11 protein-coding genes and 2 pseudogenes are annotated in these 14,886 nt (G+C 70.9%); 1 reads left to right on the forward strand and 12 read right to left on the reverse strand.

Features of this window, described 5'->3' with window-relative positions; all coding sequences use genetic code 11:
* Positions 1–111: 111 nt before the first annotated feature.
* The 7 genes and pseudogenes from ACOBQU_RS10665 to ACOBQU_RS10695 all read right to left on the reverse strand — a co-directional run bounded on the left by ACOBQU_RS10665 (position 112) and on the right by ACOBQU_RS10695 (position 5,574).
* A pseudogene (locus ACOBQU_RS10665) lies at positions 112–1,805 on the reverse strand (proline--tRNA ligase).
* Between the two features lie 68 nt (positions 1,806–1,873).
* Positions 1,874–2,422 (reverse strand): GNAT family N-acetyltransferase, encoded by a 549-nt coding sequence (locus tag ACOBQU_RS10670; protein WP_423626099.1) that lies wholly within the window; start codon positions 2,420–2,422, stop codon positions 1,874–1,876.
* Between the two features lie 78 nt (positions 2,423–2,500).
* Complete coding sequence (locus ACOBQU_RS10675; protein WP_423626101.1) at positions 2,501–3,349, reverse strand: GNAT family N-acetyltransferase; 849 nt, start codon at positions 3,347–3,349, stop codon at positions 2,501–2,503.
* Between the two features lie 85 nt (positions 3,350–3,434).
* On the reverse strand, positions 3,435–3,944 hold the full coding sequence (locus ACOBQU_RS10680) for a hypothetical protein (RefSeq protein WP_423626103.1): 510 nt from the start codon (positions 3,942–3,944) through the stop codon (positions 3,435–3,437).
* 14 nt (positions 3,945–3,958) lie between these two features.
* Positions 3,959–4,231, reverse strand: a complete 273-nt coding sequence (locus ACOBQU_RS10685) for a hypothetical protein (RefSeq protein WP_423626105.1) — start codon at positions 4,229–4,231, stop codon at positions 3,959–3,961.
* A 189-nt stretch (positions 4,232–4,420) separates the two neighbouring features.
* Positions 4,421–4,741 carry a DUF397 domain-containing protein gene (locus ACOBQU_RS10690; protein ID WP_423626107.1) on the reverse strand — a complete coding sequence of 107 codons (321 nt, stop codon included), beginning with the start codon at positions 4,739–4,741 and terminating at the stop codon, positions 4,421–4,423.
* The gene (locus tag ACOBQU_RS10695) at positions 4,738–5,574 is read right to left on the reverse strand and encodes a helix-turn-helix domain-containing protein (RefSeq protein WP_423626108.1); all 837 of its coding nucleotides are present in this window, start codon (positions 5,572–5,574) and stop codon (positions 4,738–4,740) included. The genes ACOBQU_RS10690 and ACOBQU_RS10695 overlap by 4 nt, the downstream gene beginning before the upstream one ends.
* A gap of 201 nt (positions 5,575–5,775) precedes the next feature.
* Here ACOBQU_RS10695 and ACOBQU_RS10700 point away from each other — a divergent pair, with 201 nt between their 5' ends.
* A complete protein-coding gene (locus tag ACOBQU_RS10700) occupies positions 5,776–6,615 on the forward strand; it encodes an ATP-binding protein (protein WP_423634397.1) in 840 nt (279 codons plus the stop codon).
* Between the two features lie 248 nt (positions 6,616–6,863).
* On the opposite strand, the gene ispG is transcribed toward ACOBQU_RS10700, so the two are convergent.
* From ispG to ACOBQU_RS10725, 5 genes and pseudogenes are all read right to left on the reverse strand, one after another.
* Positions 6,864–8,021, reverse strand: coding sequence for a flavodoxin-dependent (E)-4-hydroxy-3-methylbut-2-enyl-diphosphate synthase (gene ispG / locus ACOBQU_RS10705; RefSeq protein ID WP_423626110.1), 1,158 nt, complete (start codon positions 8,019–8,021; stop codon positions 6,864–6,866).
* Between the two features lie 245 nt (positions 8,022–8,266).
* Complete coding sequence (locus ACOBQU_RS10710) at positions 8,267–9,568, reverse strand: M50 family metallopeptidase (protein ID WP_423626112.1); 1,302 nt, start codon at positions 9,566–9,568, stop codon at positions 8,267–8,269.
* Complete coding sequence (dxr, locus tag ACOBQU_RS10715) at positions 9,565–10,833, reverse strand: 1-deoxy-D-xylulose-5-phosphate reductoisomerase (RefSeq protein WP_423626113.1); 1,269 nt, start codon at positions 10,831–10,833, stop codon at positions 9,565–9,567. The genes ACOBQU_RS10710 and dxr overlap by 4 nt, the downstream gene beginning before the upstream one ends.
* Before the next feature lie 250 nt (positions 10,834–11,083).
* Positions 11,084–13,024: an acyl-CoA dehydrogenase family protein gene (locus ACOBQU_RS10720; protein ID WP_423626115.1), complete on the reverse strand. Its 1,941-nt coding sequence runs from the start codon at positions 13,022–13,024 to the stop codon at positions 11,084–11,086.
* 278 nt (positions 13,025–13,302) lie between these two features.
* Positions 13,303–14,747, reverse strand: a pseudogene (locus tag ACOBQU_RS10725) (aldehyde dehydrogenase family protein).
* Positions 14,748–14,886 lie beyond the last annotated feature (139 nt).

Here is a 14,886-nt window from a genome sequence, read left to right on the forward strand (position 1 = left end):
ACCGAAACCATGGGGCTCCGCCCCCTGGCACCCCCGAAAATCGGCCTCCGGCCTCGTCCTCAAACGCCGGACGGGCTGTATCCAGCCCGTCCGGCGTTTGAGAAGCGTGGGCTACGCCGAGAGGCGGGCGACGGCCTCCGCGACCGTCAGCTCCTCGCGCTCCCCCGTGCGGCGGTCCTTGAGTTCAAGGACGCCGTCCGCGGAGCGCCGCCCCGCGACGAGGATCTTCGGGACGCCGATCAGCTCCGCGTCGGTGAACTTGACGCCGGGCGACACCCCGGCGCGGTCGTCCACGAGTACCCGCACGCCCGCGGCGCCCAGCTGCTCCGCGACGTCGAGCGCCAGCTCGGTCTGCAGGGCCTTGCCCGCGGCGACGACGTGGACGTCGGCGGGGGCGACCTCCTTGGGCCAGCACAGCCCGTGCTCGTCGGCGGACTGCTCGACGAGCGCGGCGACGGCGCGGGAGACGCCGATGCCGTAGGAGCCCATGGTCACGCGGACCGGCTTGCCGTTCTGGCCGAGGACGTCGAGCTGGAAGGTGTCGGCGTACTTGCGGCCCAGCTGGAAGATATGGCCGATCTCGATCGCCCGGCCGAGCTTCAGGCCCGCGCCGCAGGACGGGCAGGGGTCGCCCTCCTCGACGACGACGACGTCCAGGTACTGGTCGACCTCGAAGTCACGGCCGCAGACGACGTTCTTCGCGTGCGTGTCCGGCTTGTTGGCGCCGGTGATCCAGGCGGTGCCGGGGGCGACGCGCGGGTCGGCGAGGTAGCGGACCTTCTCCAGGCCCTGCGGGCCGACGTAGCCCCGTACCAGGTCGGGGCGGCCCTCGAAGTCCTCGGCCGTGACCAGCTCGACCTCCGCGGGGGCCAGGTGCTCGGCGAGCTTGCCGAGGTCGACCTCGCGGTCGCCGGGGACGCCGACGGCGACGATCTCGCCGTCGACCTTGACGAGGAGGTTCTTCAGCGTGGCGGAGGCCGGGACGCCCAGGTGCTCGGCGAGGGTTTCGATGGTGGGCGTGTCGGGGGTGTCCAGCTCCTCCACCGGGCCGTGCTCGGCGCCCTCGACGGGCTTCAGGGCGAAGGTGACGGCCTCCGTGTTGGCGGCGTAGTCGCAGGCGGGGCAGTCGACGAAGGTGTCCTCGCCCGCGGGGGCGGGGCCAGGAACTCCTCGGACGCGGAGCCGCCCATGGCGCCGGAGACCGCGGAGACGATGCGGTAGTCGAGGCCGAGGCGCTCGAAGATGCGCTGGTAGGCGGCGCGGTGCAGGGCGTAGGCCTCGGCGAGGCCCTCGTCGGTGGTGTCGAAGGAGTACGAGTCCTTCATCTGGAACTCGCGGCCGCGCAGGACGCCCGCGCGGGGGCGGGCCTCGTCGCGGTACTTGGTCTGGATCTGGTAGAGGATCACCGGCAGGTCCTTGTAGGACGCGCACTGGTCCTTGACGACCTGGGTGAAGATCTCCTCGTGGGTGGGGCCGAGCAGGTACTCGGAGCCCTTGCGGTCCTTCAGGCGGAACAGCAGGTCACCGTACTCCTCGTACCGGCCGCTGGCCTCGTACGGCTCCTTGGGCAGGAGGGCGGGCAGGAGGACCTCCTGGCCGCCGATGGCGTCCATCTCCTCGCGGACGACGCGCGCGACGTTCTCGTAGACCTTCTTGCCGAGGGGCAGCCATGTCCAGATGCCCGCGGCGGTGCGGCGCACGTATCCGGCGCGGACGAGCAGCTTGTGGTTGAGCGTCTCCGCGTCCGCCGGGTCGTCGCGCAGTGTCTTGACCATCAACCGGGACATGCGCTGGACCTGGGCCATCTTGAACTCCTGGTAGAGAAGGGTGATGGCCGCAGGTTAGCCGGGGCACGGGCGCGGGCGGAAATCCGTCAGGGGGCGGTGGGACGCCGCAGCGGCAGGGGGGCGCCCATGACGGCGTACGGCTTGGGGGCGCTGGGGAAGAGGACCTGCCGGGCCAGGTCCTGGTAGCCGAGGGAGCGGTACAGGGCGCGGGCGGGGCTTTCGGTGTCGATGGCGGAGAGGATCGAGCGGGGCTCGGCGGCGGTGTCGGTGATGCCGGTGATGAGGGCGCGGCCGATGCCCTGGTTCTGGTAGCCGGGCCGCACGTGCAGTTCCGTGATCACGAAGGAGCCGTCGAGCCAGCCGTCCAGGCCCTGGGCCCGCAGATAGGGCTCGACGACGGTGGACCACCAGTGGGCGCGGTCGTTGGGCATGCCGTAGACGAAGCCGACGAGCCGCCCGTCGGGCGTGGTCGCGCCGAGCGCGCGGGCGCCCGGCGATGTGAGGTGCCGCAGCACGATCTGCCGCCGCACGGCCACCTCGTCGTCGCCGAGCCCGAAGGCGAGGGCCTGCACGCGCAGCGCCTCGTCGACCCGCGCGGCCAGGTCGAGGGGCCCGATCATGACGTCGTCAGTCATGCGCGCACCCTACTTCGCGCCTCGTGGAGTCAGTACCGATCAGGCGGGGGGCCGAACCGGTACGGATCAGCGCAGGGATCAGAACAGGACGCTCATGAACGCGCCGACCTCGCGGAAGCCCACCCGCCGGTACGCGGCGCGCGCCGGGGCGTTGAAGTCGTTGACGTACAGGCTCACGACGGGCGCGACGTCCGCGAGGGCGTAGCGCAGCACGGCGGCCATGCCGGGCGCGGCGAGGCCCTGGCCGCGGTACTCGGGGGCCACCCAGACGCCCTGGACCTGGCAGGCCCGGTCGGTGGCGGCGCCGATCTCGGCCTTGAAGACGACCCGGCCCTCGCCGTCGATGCGGGCGAAGGAGCGGCCGGAGCCGACGAGTTCGGCGACGCGGGCCTGGTAGAGCAGGCCGCCGTCCCCGGCGAGCGGGGAGACGCCGACCTCCTCGGTGAACATGGCCACGCACGCGGGCATGATCGTCTCCATCTCGTCCTTGCGGACGCGGCGGACGTACGGATCGGGCGTGACGTCGTCGGGGAGCCGGTCGGTGACCATGAGCGGCTGCTGGGAGCGGACCTCGCGGGCGGGTCCCCAGGAGGGTTCGAGCAGCCTCCAGAGCTGGGCGGTGGGCTCGGCCGGGCCGACGATGGAGGAGCAGCGGCGGCCCGCCCGGCGGGCCCGGTCGGCGAAGGCCCGCACGGCGCGCGGGGTCGCGCAGATCGGGACGAGGTTGGCCCCCGCGTAGCACAGGGACTCCAGCATGCCGTCCTGGTACCAGCCCCACATCTCGCCGCCGAGGCGCCAGGGGTCGAGGCCCGCGAGCCGCACCCGGGCCGTGACAAAGGCGTTCGCGACCGGCTCGCGGTCGAGCACGGCGAGCGCGGCGTCGAGGTCACTCGGTTCGAGGACCCTGGTGGTGGTCTGAGTCAACACGAGCGGGGGCCTCACCATACGGTCTACTGATCTCCGCACTGTACCTGGCGGCGGCCGTAGGGCGCCTTGCGACGAAACATGGGGCTCAGAGCCAGTGGGACCAGAGGGGAGCCCCTTCCATCATGAACAAGGGCACGCAAAGCACCACTGCATTCGCGAACACTCGCCACGCCACCTGCGTGAATGTGGGCTGGGCCTCAGAACTGGTCAGCCATGCGATACCTCGCGCCTCCCAGCGGCGACGCAGCCAGAAGAACGCCACGTCGCCACACCAGAACGCCAGAATGGCTGGCGCCAGCACCGCCGACCAGCCTTTCATGAGGGCGTCGCTGAAGCCTGTGAAGCGAAGGCAAGTGGCGAAGACAAAGAGCAAGGGCACAGGTGCAGCCGTGCACACCCCCCACGTCCCCTGACACAGTTTGCTCATCCAGGTGTGCAGCATCAGGCGTCCGGCAGCGCGCCGTGCCTCGGCCCCGGTGGCCGGGGCTGTCGCCGACGCGCCGTTGATGTAGATCTGGACGCCCTGTCCAAGGACAGGGCCGTTGATGTGGTTGCCCTCGATGTGCACCCCGTCGAGATGGTTCGGCTTCGCCATGCGTCTCTCCGACCTCACAGCGCGTTGAACTGCGTACCGGAGCCGAGCACGGGGCCATGGAACGTGTTGTTACTGAAGGTGACCCCGCCCGACGCGGGGGCACTCTGGCCAGGGCTGGACCGCTCCTCCTGGAGGAGTGCAGCGAGTTCCCGCGCGGCCTCCAGGTCGCTCTGGAGCAGCTGCCGTACGTGCCCGCGCAGCTCCTCCTCCAGCACTCGCCGTGCGGCCTCGTCGCCGCGAGCCACCGCGTCCGCCAACTCGGCGCGGAGCCGCTCAAATTCCGTCACAGTCCCGTCGTCTCCTCCGCGTCGAAGGATGCGAGCCAGACGGGGGCGCAGCCGGATGTACGTGTCTGTGGCCATGAGCCCACCCAACGCGGCCACACCGCTCTCCATCAGCAGCACCAGTTCTGCGTCCACGCCGCCCTCCCCGTCTCACGCCTCTGTCAATTCCCGGAGAGTGTAAGTGCGTTCACCTCACGGCCGGGCGGCGAATCCGAGGAACGCCTCCCAGGCCGCGGGCCCCACCGCGACGGTGGGACCGGCGCCGGGTGTCTGCTTGGAGTCACGTATGTGGATGGCGGTGGGGCAGGTGGCGACCTCTACGCATTCACCGCCCTCGCCGCTGCTGTGACTGGACTTGTGCCAGTCCAGGGCGACCTCTACGCATTCGCCTCCGGCGCCGCTGCTGTAACTGGACTTGCGCCAGTCAAGGGCGACCTCTACGCATTCGCCACCCTGGCCTGTGCTGTAGCTGCTCTTGAACCACGCCAGACGCGACGGCTCTTCGACGTTCATGTCTCTCCCAGCAACTTCTCTACGAGGGCCAGTGATTCACGCGGGGACAAAGCCTGAGCGCGCAGGACACCGTACTGGTCTTCCAGTTCCCTGACCGTCGAGCGGTCGGTGAAGAGATGACTGTGCCTGTGCGCCTCGACATAGGCGATCCTGCGCCCCTTCGTCGTCTCGATCAAGGTGAAGGGACCGGAAAGCGCCGCGTGCTCCTCACAGGCATCCGGCATGACCTGGATCTCCACATTGTGCCCCTGCCCGACCAGCAGAATCCGCTCCAACTGGCCCCGCAGGACTGCCCGCCCGCCCAGCCGCCTGCGCAAGATGGACTCCTCCAGCACGAAGCTGATCGTGGGCGCGGGCTTCCGCTCGAAGATCGCCCGCCGGGCCAGCCGCGCCGTCACGCGCTGCTCAACGGTCTCCGCGTCCAGCGCGGGCCGCCGTGAGGTGAACACCGCCTCCGCGTAGTCCTTCGTCTGAAGCAGTCCCGGCGCAGCCTGCACGGCGAACACGTGCAAACCCACCGCCTTCCTCTCCAGCGCCGCCGCGCTCTGGAAGAACACCGGATACTGCGCCCGCTCCAGGTCCTCCGTCATCTCGGCCAGCACCCCTCGCGCCCCGAGCACCTCGTCGACGCGCACGATGAACGCCGGGGGCGGGATGCGTCTGCCCTGCTCGAAGGACGCGATCGTCGACTCCGAGTAGCCGGTACGGGCGCCGAGTTCGGCACGCTCCATACCCGCCAGGACCCGGAACCGCCTCATCACCCGCCCGAACGTGCGCGGCATTCCCGATGGCTCTTCCAGGTCCTCCTGTACTGACATGTCTTCATCGCTCATACTCTGCTCACCGCCCTCACCCCGGCACCGGTTACGCCTCACGCACGTACAACCGCACCGTGTACGCGTACAACCTGCGAGCGTCACAGCCCGCCCGCTGGTCAAGGCTACGCAGCGTGCGCGAGCGTGTGCGGCATGAAACCGGCAACTGGCTCAGATCGCACCGTTACCCAACTGCCCGTGCCCGCACACGAGTTCGCGATGCGCTTCACGTCGACCCCGCGCGGCGCCCGGCTCGCCCGGCGGCTCGTCTCGCACCGGCTTGACGCGTGGGGGCATCCGTACGACGGCCCGGTCAACGAGACCGTCACGCTCATCGCCGCCGAGCTGGCCGCGAACGCCGTGCGGCACGGGCGCGTCCGTGGGCGGGACTTTCACCTGTGGGTCGCCGCGACGGCGGACACCGTACGGCTGGAGGTGTCCGACGCGCGCGGGGAGCGGCTGCCGGGGGCGCGGTCAACCAGGGCAGACCAGGACGAGGGGGGACGGGGGCTGCTCCTCGTCGACGCCCTGGCCGACCGGTGGGGCGTCACGCCTCGCCAGCCCGGCAAGTGCGTATGGGCGGAGGTACGGCTGCGCCTCGCCATCGACGAGGACGCCGTGGACGCCCCCGGAGCCAGGCCCGCGACAACACATGCCCCGAAAATCGTGACACTCCCCCACCCCTGTCACATTCCCCGGGCGAGCACCCACCCCTGTCACGTTCTCCAGGCGAACACCCACCCCAGAACGTGTGACACTCAAGCAGATAACGGAACAGGCGAGTTCGAGGAGTCCCCGGCCTCGGCCCAGTCCCGCGGACGCCGCCAGCAGGCGGCCCCACTTCCAGCCGGTCGGACTGCGGCCGACGCCTCGATGAGGGAGCGGCCGCGGTCCGAGAGCAGCAGATCAGCTCTGGTCACCCAGGTCCCGGCGGGTCAGGCGACGGGACCTGCCGAGCTGGCGCCGGACGGCTGCCGGGTCCTTCTCCGAGCGGCCGACGCCACGCACCGTGTGCGGTGCGCACAGCGCGCAGCAGCCCTTCCAGCGTCGGTGTGGTGAGTGCGCCATCGTTCGAGTCCTTCCCCAGACGCCCCGCCTTGGGGCCGGTCCGGCTCGAACAACAGCGAGGGAAAGGTCACTACGGGCATGGAAGCCATCCTTCCCTGCGGACAGAGTCCGCCACCGCGGGCGTCCGGGTGCTGGCCGGTCACGAGAGCCGCTGGGTCCCCCCATGCGCACCAAGGCCCCGCTGGCCTGGCCCGCCACTCACTTTGAGGGGATCCATCAGTCGGCGTGCGCGAAAGGGGTCAGCCCGCGATCGAGACCGACGGCTCGCCCGAGGGGACGCCGTCCTTCTCCATCTGCTCGGCGATCTTCATCGCTTCCTCGATCAAGGTCTCCACGATCTTCGACTCGGGCACGGTCTTGATGACCTCGCCCTTGACGAAGATCTGCCCCTTGCCGTTGCCCGACGCGACACCGAGGTCCGCCTCGCGGGCCTCACCGGGGCCGTTGACGACGCAGCCCATGACGGCCACCCGCAGCGGCACCTCCATGCCCTCAAGACCGGCGGTGACCTCGTCGGCCAGCTTGTAGACGTCGACTTGGGCGCGCCCGCACGACGGGCAGGAGACGATCTCCAGGCGGCGCTGGCGCAGGTTCAGCGACTCCAGGATCTGGATGCCGACCTTGACCTCCTCCGCCGGGGGCGCCGAAAGCGACACGCGGATCGTGTCGCCGATGCCCTCGGAGAGCAGGGCACCGAAGGCCACCGCCGACTTGATCGTGCCCTGGAACGCCGGGCCCGCCTCCGTCACCCCCAGGTGCAGGGGGTAGTCGCACTGGGCGGCGAGCTGCCGGTAGGCGTTGACCATGACGACCGGGTCGTTGTGCTTCACCGAGATCTTGATGTCCCGGAAGCCGTGCTCCTCGAAGAGGGACGCCTCCCACAGCGCGGACTCGACCAGCGCCTCCGGGGTGGCCTTGCCGTACTTCTGGAGCAGTCGCCGGTCCAACGAGCCCGCGTTGACGCCGATGCGGATCGGCGTGCCGGTCTCGCTCGCGGCCTTGGCGATCTCCTTGACCTTGTCGTCGAACTGCTTGATGTTGCCCGGGTTCACCCGCACCGCCGCGCACCCGGCGTCGATCGCCGCGAACACGTACTTCGGCTGGAAGTGGATGTCCGCGATCACCGGGATCTGCGACTTCCTCGCGATCGTCGCGAGCGCGTCCGCGTCGTCCTGCGTGGGGCAGGCGACGCGCACGATCTGGCAGCCCGACGCCGTCAGCTCGGCGATCTGCTGGAGCGTCGCCCCGATGTCCGACGTACGCGTCGTCGTCATCGACTGCACCGACACCGGCGCGTCCCCGCCGACGGCCACGGAACCGACCTGGATCTTGCGGCTGACCCTGCGGTCGGCGAGCTTGGTCGGAACGGACGGGATTCCGAGAGAAACGGCAGTCATCTGGCGTGCATCCCCAAAGTGTGGATCAAGGGTCCCGAGTGCGGCGGGCTCCGGGCTTCGCGGCATCGCTACTACGTCGCTTGTTCGCGGGTTCGAGATTACGGCACCCCGGGGGGCCCAAGCACATCACGCCCCGATGTACACCCGTTGGCGGGTGCGCCCGCACACACGACGGCGGCCGGGCCCCGAGGGTGCCCGGCCGCCGCAAACTCCGCACGCCGACGAAATCGCGCCGAAAAGAACGCCTAGGAAATCCTGACCGGGTTCACCACGTCCGCGATCAGGACCAGGATGGTGAAGCAGATGAAGATCCCCGCCACCACATAGGCCACCGGCATCAGCTTCGCCACGTCGAACGGGCCCGGGTCCGGGCGGCGCAGCACCTTGGCCGCGTTGCGCCGCAGCGACTCCCACAGCGCGCCCGCGATGTGCCCGCCGTCCAGGGGCAGCAGCGGCAGCATGTTGAACAGGAACAGGGAGAGGTTGAAGCCCGCCAGCAGGAACAGCATCATCGCGATCTGGTTCTCCGGCGGGATGTCCAGGGTGAACACCTCGCCGCCGACGCGGGCCGCGCCGACCACGCCCATCGGGGAGTCCTGCTTGCGCTCGCCGTCGCCGAACGCCGCGTCCCACAGGTCGGGGATCTTGGAGGGCAGGGCGAGGATCGACTCGACGCCGTTTTCCATCATGTTGCCCATGCGGTCCACGGACTGGCCGAAGGACTGCTGGACGATGCCGGAGGCGGGGGTGAAGCCGAGGAACCCGGCGTACACGTACTTGCCCTCGACGTAGCCGCCGTCCCCGTCGGTCTTGCTGACCTGGTTCTTGATCAGGTTGGCGTGCAGGTCGACGCGCTTCCCGTCACGCTCCACGGTGATCGTGGCCGGGCCGATGGTGTCGCGGATCCGGGACTGGAGCGTGGACCAGTCGTCGACGGCCTTGCCCTGGAAGGCGACGATCTTGTCGCCCGCCTTGAGGCCCGCGGCCTTGGCGGGGGCGGGCTTGTCGCCCTTCTCGCAGGTGCCGCGGTTGGCGCTGGCCTCGATGACGCAGTCGGAGACCTTGCCGACGGACGTGGTCTGGGTGCTGATGCCGAAGGTCATCATCACACCGAGGAAGATCACCACGGCCAGGACCAGGTTCATGAAGGGACCGGCGAACATCACGATCACGCGCTTCCACGGCTTGCGCGTGTAGAAGAGGCGCGACTCGTCGCCGGGCTTCAGCTCCTCGAACGCCGCCGAGCGGGCGTCCTCGATCATGCCGCGCCAGGGCGAGGTGGACCGCGCCTCCAGCTTCCCGTCGGGGCCCGGCGGGAACATGCCGATCATGCGGATGTACCCGCCGAGGGGGATGGCCTTGACGCCGTACTCGGTGTCGCCCTTCTTCCGGGAGAAGATCGTCGGGCCGAAGCCGACCATGTACTGCGGCACGCGGATGCCGAACATCTTCGCCGTCGACAGATGGCCCAGCTCGTGCCAGGCGATCGAGAAGAGCAGCCCGATCACGAAGACGACTATCCCGAGAATCATCATCAAGGTCGTCATGCACGGGCCTCCGCGGTCGTCCGGTCCGTCGTAGCGGTCAGTTCACGGGCCCGGGCCCGCGCCCAGGTCTCCGCTTCGAGGACGTCCGCCACGGTCAGGGAGGTTCCCGAGCGCGGCGTGCCGTGCTCGGCGACGACCTGCGTCACCGTCTCCATGATGCCGTTGAAGGCCAGCGTGCCCGCCAGGAAGGCGTCCACGCACTCCTCGTTGGCGGCATTGAACACCGCCGGAGCCGTTCCGGCGAGCTTCCCGACGTGCCGGGCGAGCCCCACCGACGGGAACGCCTCGGTGTCGAGCGGGAAGAACTCCCAGGTGGAGGCCGTGCTCCAGTCGAACGCGGGCGCCGCGTCCGGCACCCGCTCGGGCCAGCCGAGCCCGATCGCGATGGGGCCGCGCATGTCGGGCGGGGTGGCCTGGGCGAGCGTGGAGCCGTCGGTGAACTCGACCATGGAGTGCACATACGACTGGGGGTGCACGACGACCTCGATGCGCTCGAAGGGGATGTCGTACAGCAGGTGGGCCTCGATGACCTCCAGGCCCTTGTTGACCAGGGTCGCCGAGTTCACCGTGATCACCGGGCCCATCGCCCAGGTGGGGTGCGCGAGCGCGTCCTTCGGCGTGACGTCGGCGAGGTCGGCCTTGGTCCGGCCGCGGAAGGGGCCGCCGGACGCGGTCACGACCAGCTTGCGTACATCGGCCCGGGTGCCCGCGGCCAGCGCCTGGAACAGCGCGGCGTGCTCGGAGTCCACGGGGATGATCTGGCCCGGCTTGGCCAGGGCCTTCACCAGCGGGCCGCCGACGATCAGCGACTCCTTGTTGGCGAGCGCGAGGGTGCGGCCCGCCTCCAGGGCGGCGAGCGTGGGGGCGAGGCCGATGGAGCCGGTGATGCCGTTGAGGACCGTGTGGCACTCGCTGGCGGCCAGCTCGGTCGCCGCGTCCGGTCCCGCGAGGATCTCGGGAAGCGGCTCCCCGGCCCCGTACTCCTCCCGCAGCGCCTCCCGCAGGGCGGGCACCGCGTCCTCGCGGGCCACGGCGACCGTGCGCACCCGCAGCCGCCGGGCCTGCTCGGCGAGCAGCGCGACACGGCCGCCCGCGGCGGACAGGGCGGTCACGCGGAAGCGGTCGGGGTTGCGCAGGACGAGGTCGATCGCCTGCGTGCCGATGGAACCCGTCGAGCCGAGGACGACGATGTCCCGCGGGCCGTCGGCGGCGACGGGGTCGAAGACGAGGTGCGGGTCGGCGAGGGGTGCGGGGCTTTCGCTCATCCCCCCATTGTGGCGTGCGCCCTTCCTGGCGTGGGCGCCCGGCACCGCCTGATCGGCGCTTCGCGCCTCGTCCTCAAACGCCGGACAGGCTGGATCGTCGCGGGCGGGCTGAGTTCTGCCGGTGCGGCAGCGTCTCAGCCCGTCCGGCGTTTGAGGACGAGGCCGCCAGGCCGATTCGCGGGGGTGCCAGGGGGCTGGCCCCCTGGTTCGGGGAGGGGCGGGTCTGGGGCGCCCCCGCGAGGGACCGGCGTCAGCGGAGGGGGCGGTGGACGTTCTCCCTGGTGCTGGGGCCCGGGGTGGCGTCGGCGATCCAGGGGCCGTCGCCACTGGGATCGACGATGCCCTGCTCAAGCCAGGTGTACGTGCCCGCGAGGACGCCCTTGACGACCCGGCGGTCCAGGTCGTCGGTGTTGGTCCACAGCCGCCCGAACAGCTCGTCGACGCGGATGCGCGCCTGGCGGCAGAACGCGTCCGCCAGCTGGTACGCCTCCCGCCCGTGGTCCTCGGTGGCGCGCAGCAGCTCCGCCCGCACGCACGCCGCGCTCATCGCGAACAGCTCCGCGCCGATGTCCACGATCCGCCCGAGGAAGCCCTGCTTGGTCTCCATGCGCCCCTGCCACCGCGACATCCCGTAGAACGTGGAGCGGGCCAGGCGCCGCGCCGACCGCTCCACGAAGCGCAGGTGCCCGGACAGGTCGGCGTGGCCCGCCGGGTGGAACTCGGCGTACGACCGCGGCAGCTGACCCGCTCCGGCGACCAGCTTCGGCAGCCAGCGGGCGTAGAACGCGCCCGCCGCGGCCCCGGCGCGCGCCTTGTCGGAGAGGGTCTTGTCCGGGTCGATGAGATCGCCCGCGACCTTGAGGTGGGCGTCGACGGCCTCGCGGGCGATCAGCAGGTGCATGATCTCCGTGGAGCCCTCGAAGATGCGGTTGATGCGCAGGTCGCGCAGGATCTGCTCGGCCGGGACCGCGCGCTCGCCGCGCGCCCGCAGGGACTCGGCGGTCTCGTAGCCGCGGCCGCCGCGGATCTGCACCAGCTCGTCGGCCATCAGCCAGGCCATCTCCGAGCCGTACAGCTTGGCGAGGGCGGCCTCGATGCGGATGTCGTTGCGGTCCTCGTCGGCCATCTGCGAGGACAGGTCGAGCACGGCCTCCAGGGCGAAGGTCGTCGCCGCGATGAAGGAGATCTTCGCGCCGACCGCCTCGTGGTACGCGACGGGCTTGCCCCACTGCTCCCGGGCGCCGGACCACTCGCGGGCGATCTTCAGGCACCACTTCCCGGCGCCCGCGCAGGTGGCGGGCAGCGAGAGGCGGCCGGTGTTGAGCGTGGTGAGGGCGATCTTCAGGCCCGCGCCCTCGGGGCCGATGCGGTTGGCGGCGGGGACGCGCACCCGGTGGAAGCGGGTGACGCCGTTCTCCAGGCCGCGCAGGCCCATGAAGGCGTTGCGGTTCTCGACGGTGACGCCGTCGGACGCGGTCTCCACGACGAAGGCCGTGATGCCGCCCGGGTGGCCCTCGGACGTCGGCACCCGCGCCATCACCACGAGCAGGTCGGCGACGACGCCGTTGGTCGTCCACAGCTTCACGCCGTCCAGGACGTAGGCGTCGCCGTCGGGGACCGCCGTCGTCGCGAGGCGGGCGGGGTCCGAGCCGACGTCGGGCTCGGTGAGCAGGAACGCGCTGATGTCCGTGCGGGCGCAGCGCGGCAGGTAGGTGTCCTTCTGCTCCTGGGTGCCGAAGATCTTCAGGGGCTGCGGGACGCCGATCGACTGGTGCGCGGAGAGCAGCGCGCCGATCGCCGGGGACGCGGAGGCGGCCAGGGCGAGCGCCTTGTTGTAGTACACCTGGGTGAGGCCGAGGCCGCCGTACCTGGTGTCGATCTTCATGCCGAGGCAGCCCAGCTCCTTCAGGCCCGCGATGACCTCGTCGGGGATGCGCGCCTCGCGCTCGATGCGGGCGGCGTCGACCTCGGTCTCGCAGAAGTCGCGCAGCCTGGCCAGGAACGCCTCGCCCCTGCGGGCGTCCTCGGCGGCGGGCAGGGGGTGCGGGTGGATCAGGTCGAGCCGGAACCGGCCGAGGAACAGCTCCTTGGCGAAGCTCGGCTTGCGCCAGTCCTGTTCACGAGCGGCCTCGGCGACCCGGCGCGCCTCGCGCTCGGACACCTTGGGCTGGGTGGAGTGTGCTGCGGACATGAGGCTCACCTCGCCGCGAGTCGGGATCATGGCCGGGAAAGCGGATGTTCGTCCCGGATGGGTCTGGATAGTCCCCGGATGGGTCTCGATAGTTACTGACCGGTGCTACTGGATCGTTGGTACCCGATTCCGGGCATGGTCACCAGCCCTGGCGCGGTGATCAGGTGCCGGGCGGCGGTGCCGGGCGGCGGTGCCGGGACGCACGAACGGCCGGAGCCCCCGCACAGCGGGCTCCGGCCGTTCGGCGTCGCGCGGCGCTCCCGGTGGGACCGCGGCGGCTACAGGGCGAGGCCCGTGAGGACCATGACGCGCTCGTAGGTGTAGTCGTCCATGGCGGAGCGGACGCCCTCGCGGCCCACGCCGGACTGCTTCACGCCGCCGTACGGCATCTGGTCGGCGCGGTAGGAGGGCGCGTCGCCGATGACGACGCCGCCGACCTCCAGGGCGCGGTGGGCGCGGAACGCGGCCTGGAGGTCGTGCGTGAACACGCCCGCCTGGAGGCCGTACTTGGAGTCGTTCACGGCGTCGAACGCGGCCTGCTCGCCGTCCACCTTCGTGATCGTCAGTACCGGCCCGAAGACCTCCTCGCGGGCGAGGGTCACATCGGCGGGTACGTCGGTGAGGACGGTCGGCGCGTACGTGGCGCCGTCGCGCTCGCCGCCGGTCAGCAGCGTCGCGCCCGCCTTGACGGCCTCGTCGACCCAGGTCTCCACGCGCTTGGCGGCGTCCTCGTTCACCAGCGGGCCGACCTCCGTCGCCGGGTCCGAGGGGTCGCCGGTGACCTGCGCCGCGACGGCCTCCACGACGCGCGGTACGAGGCGGTCGTACACGGACGCGTCGGCGATCACGCGCTGTACGGAGATGCAGGACTGCCCCCCTGGTAGTTGGAGAAGGTCGCGATGCGGCTCGCGGCCCAGTCCAGGTCCGCGTCGGACGAGAAGTCGCCGAGGACGACGGCCGCGCCGTTGCCGCCCAGCTCCAGCGTGCAGTGCTTGCGCGGCACCGAGTCCATGATCGCGTAGCCGACCTTGTCGGAGCCGGTGAACGAGATGACCGGCAGGCGCTCGTCCTGCACGAGGGCGGGCATCTTGTCGTTGGCGACCGGCAGCACGGACCACGAACCGGTGGGCAGGTCCGTCTCGGCGAGCAGCTCGCCGATGAGCAGGCCGGACAGCGGGGTCGCCGGGGCGGGCTTCAGGATGATCGGGGTGCCGACGGCGAGGGCCGGGGCAACCTTGTGGGCGCACAGGTTCAGCGGGAAGTTGAACGGCGCGATGCCGAGGACGACGCCCTTGGGGAAGCGGCGCGTCAGGGCCAGGCGGCCCTGGCCTCCGGCATCGGTGTCCAGGCGCTGGGCCTCGCCGCCGTTGAAGCGGCGGGCCTCCTCGGCGGCGAAGCGGAACACCGAGACGGCGCGGCCGACCTCGCCGCGCGCCCACTTGATCGGCTTGCCGTTCTCGGCGGAGATCAGCTGCGCGATCTCCTCCGTGCGCTCCACGAGCCTGCGGCTCACGTGGTCGAGGGCGGCGGCGCGGACGTGGGCCGGGGTGGCCGCGAACTCCTCGCGGACGGCGTACGCGGCGGCGACGGCCTCCTCCACCTGGGCGTCGGTCGGCACCGCCGCCCTGCCGACGAGTCGGCCGTCCCACGGGGACGTGACGTCGAGGGTGGTCTCGCCGGTGGTCTGGCGACCGGCGAGCCAGAAGGCGTGGATGGAAGTCATGCGAATCCCGGCCCTTCCGTGGGGTTCGTCCTTGCGGGGGTGTACGAGCACCACGGTAGGGCCGGGGGCCTACCTGGGGGTTTGTCCGGGGCGTAGTACTCCTGGCCGGGCACAGGACGGAATGTCAGGGCGGCTTCCT

The sequence above is a fragment of the Streptomyces sp. G45 genome, assembly GCF_049542095.1.
Lineage (GTDB): Bacteria > Actinomycetota > Actinomycetes > Streptomycetales > Streptomycetaceae > Streptomyces.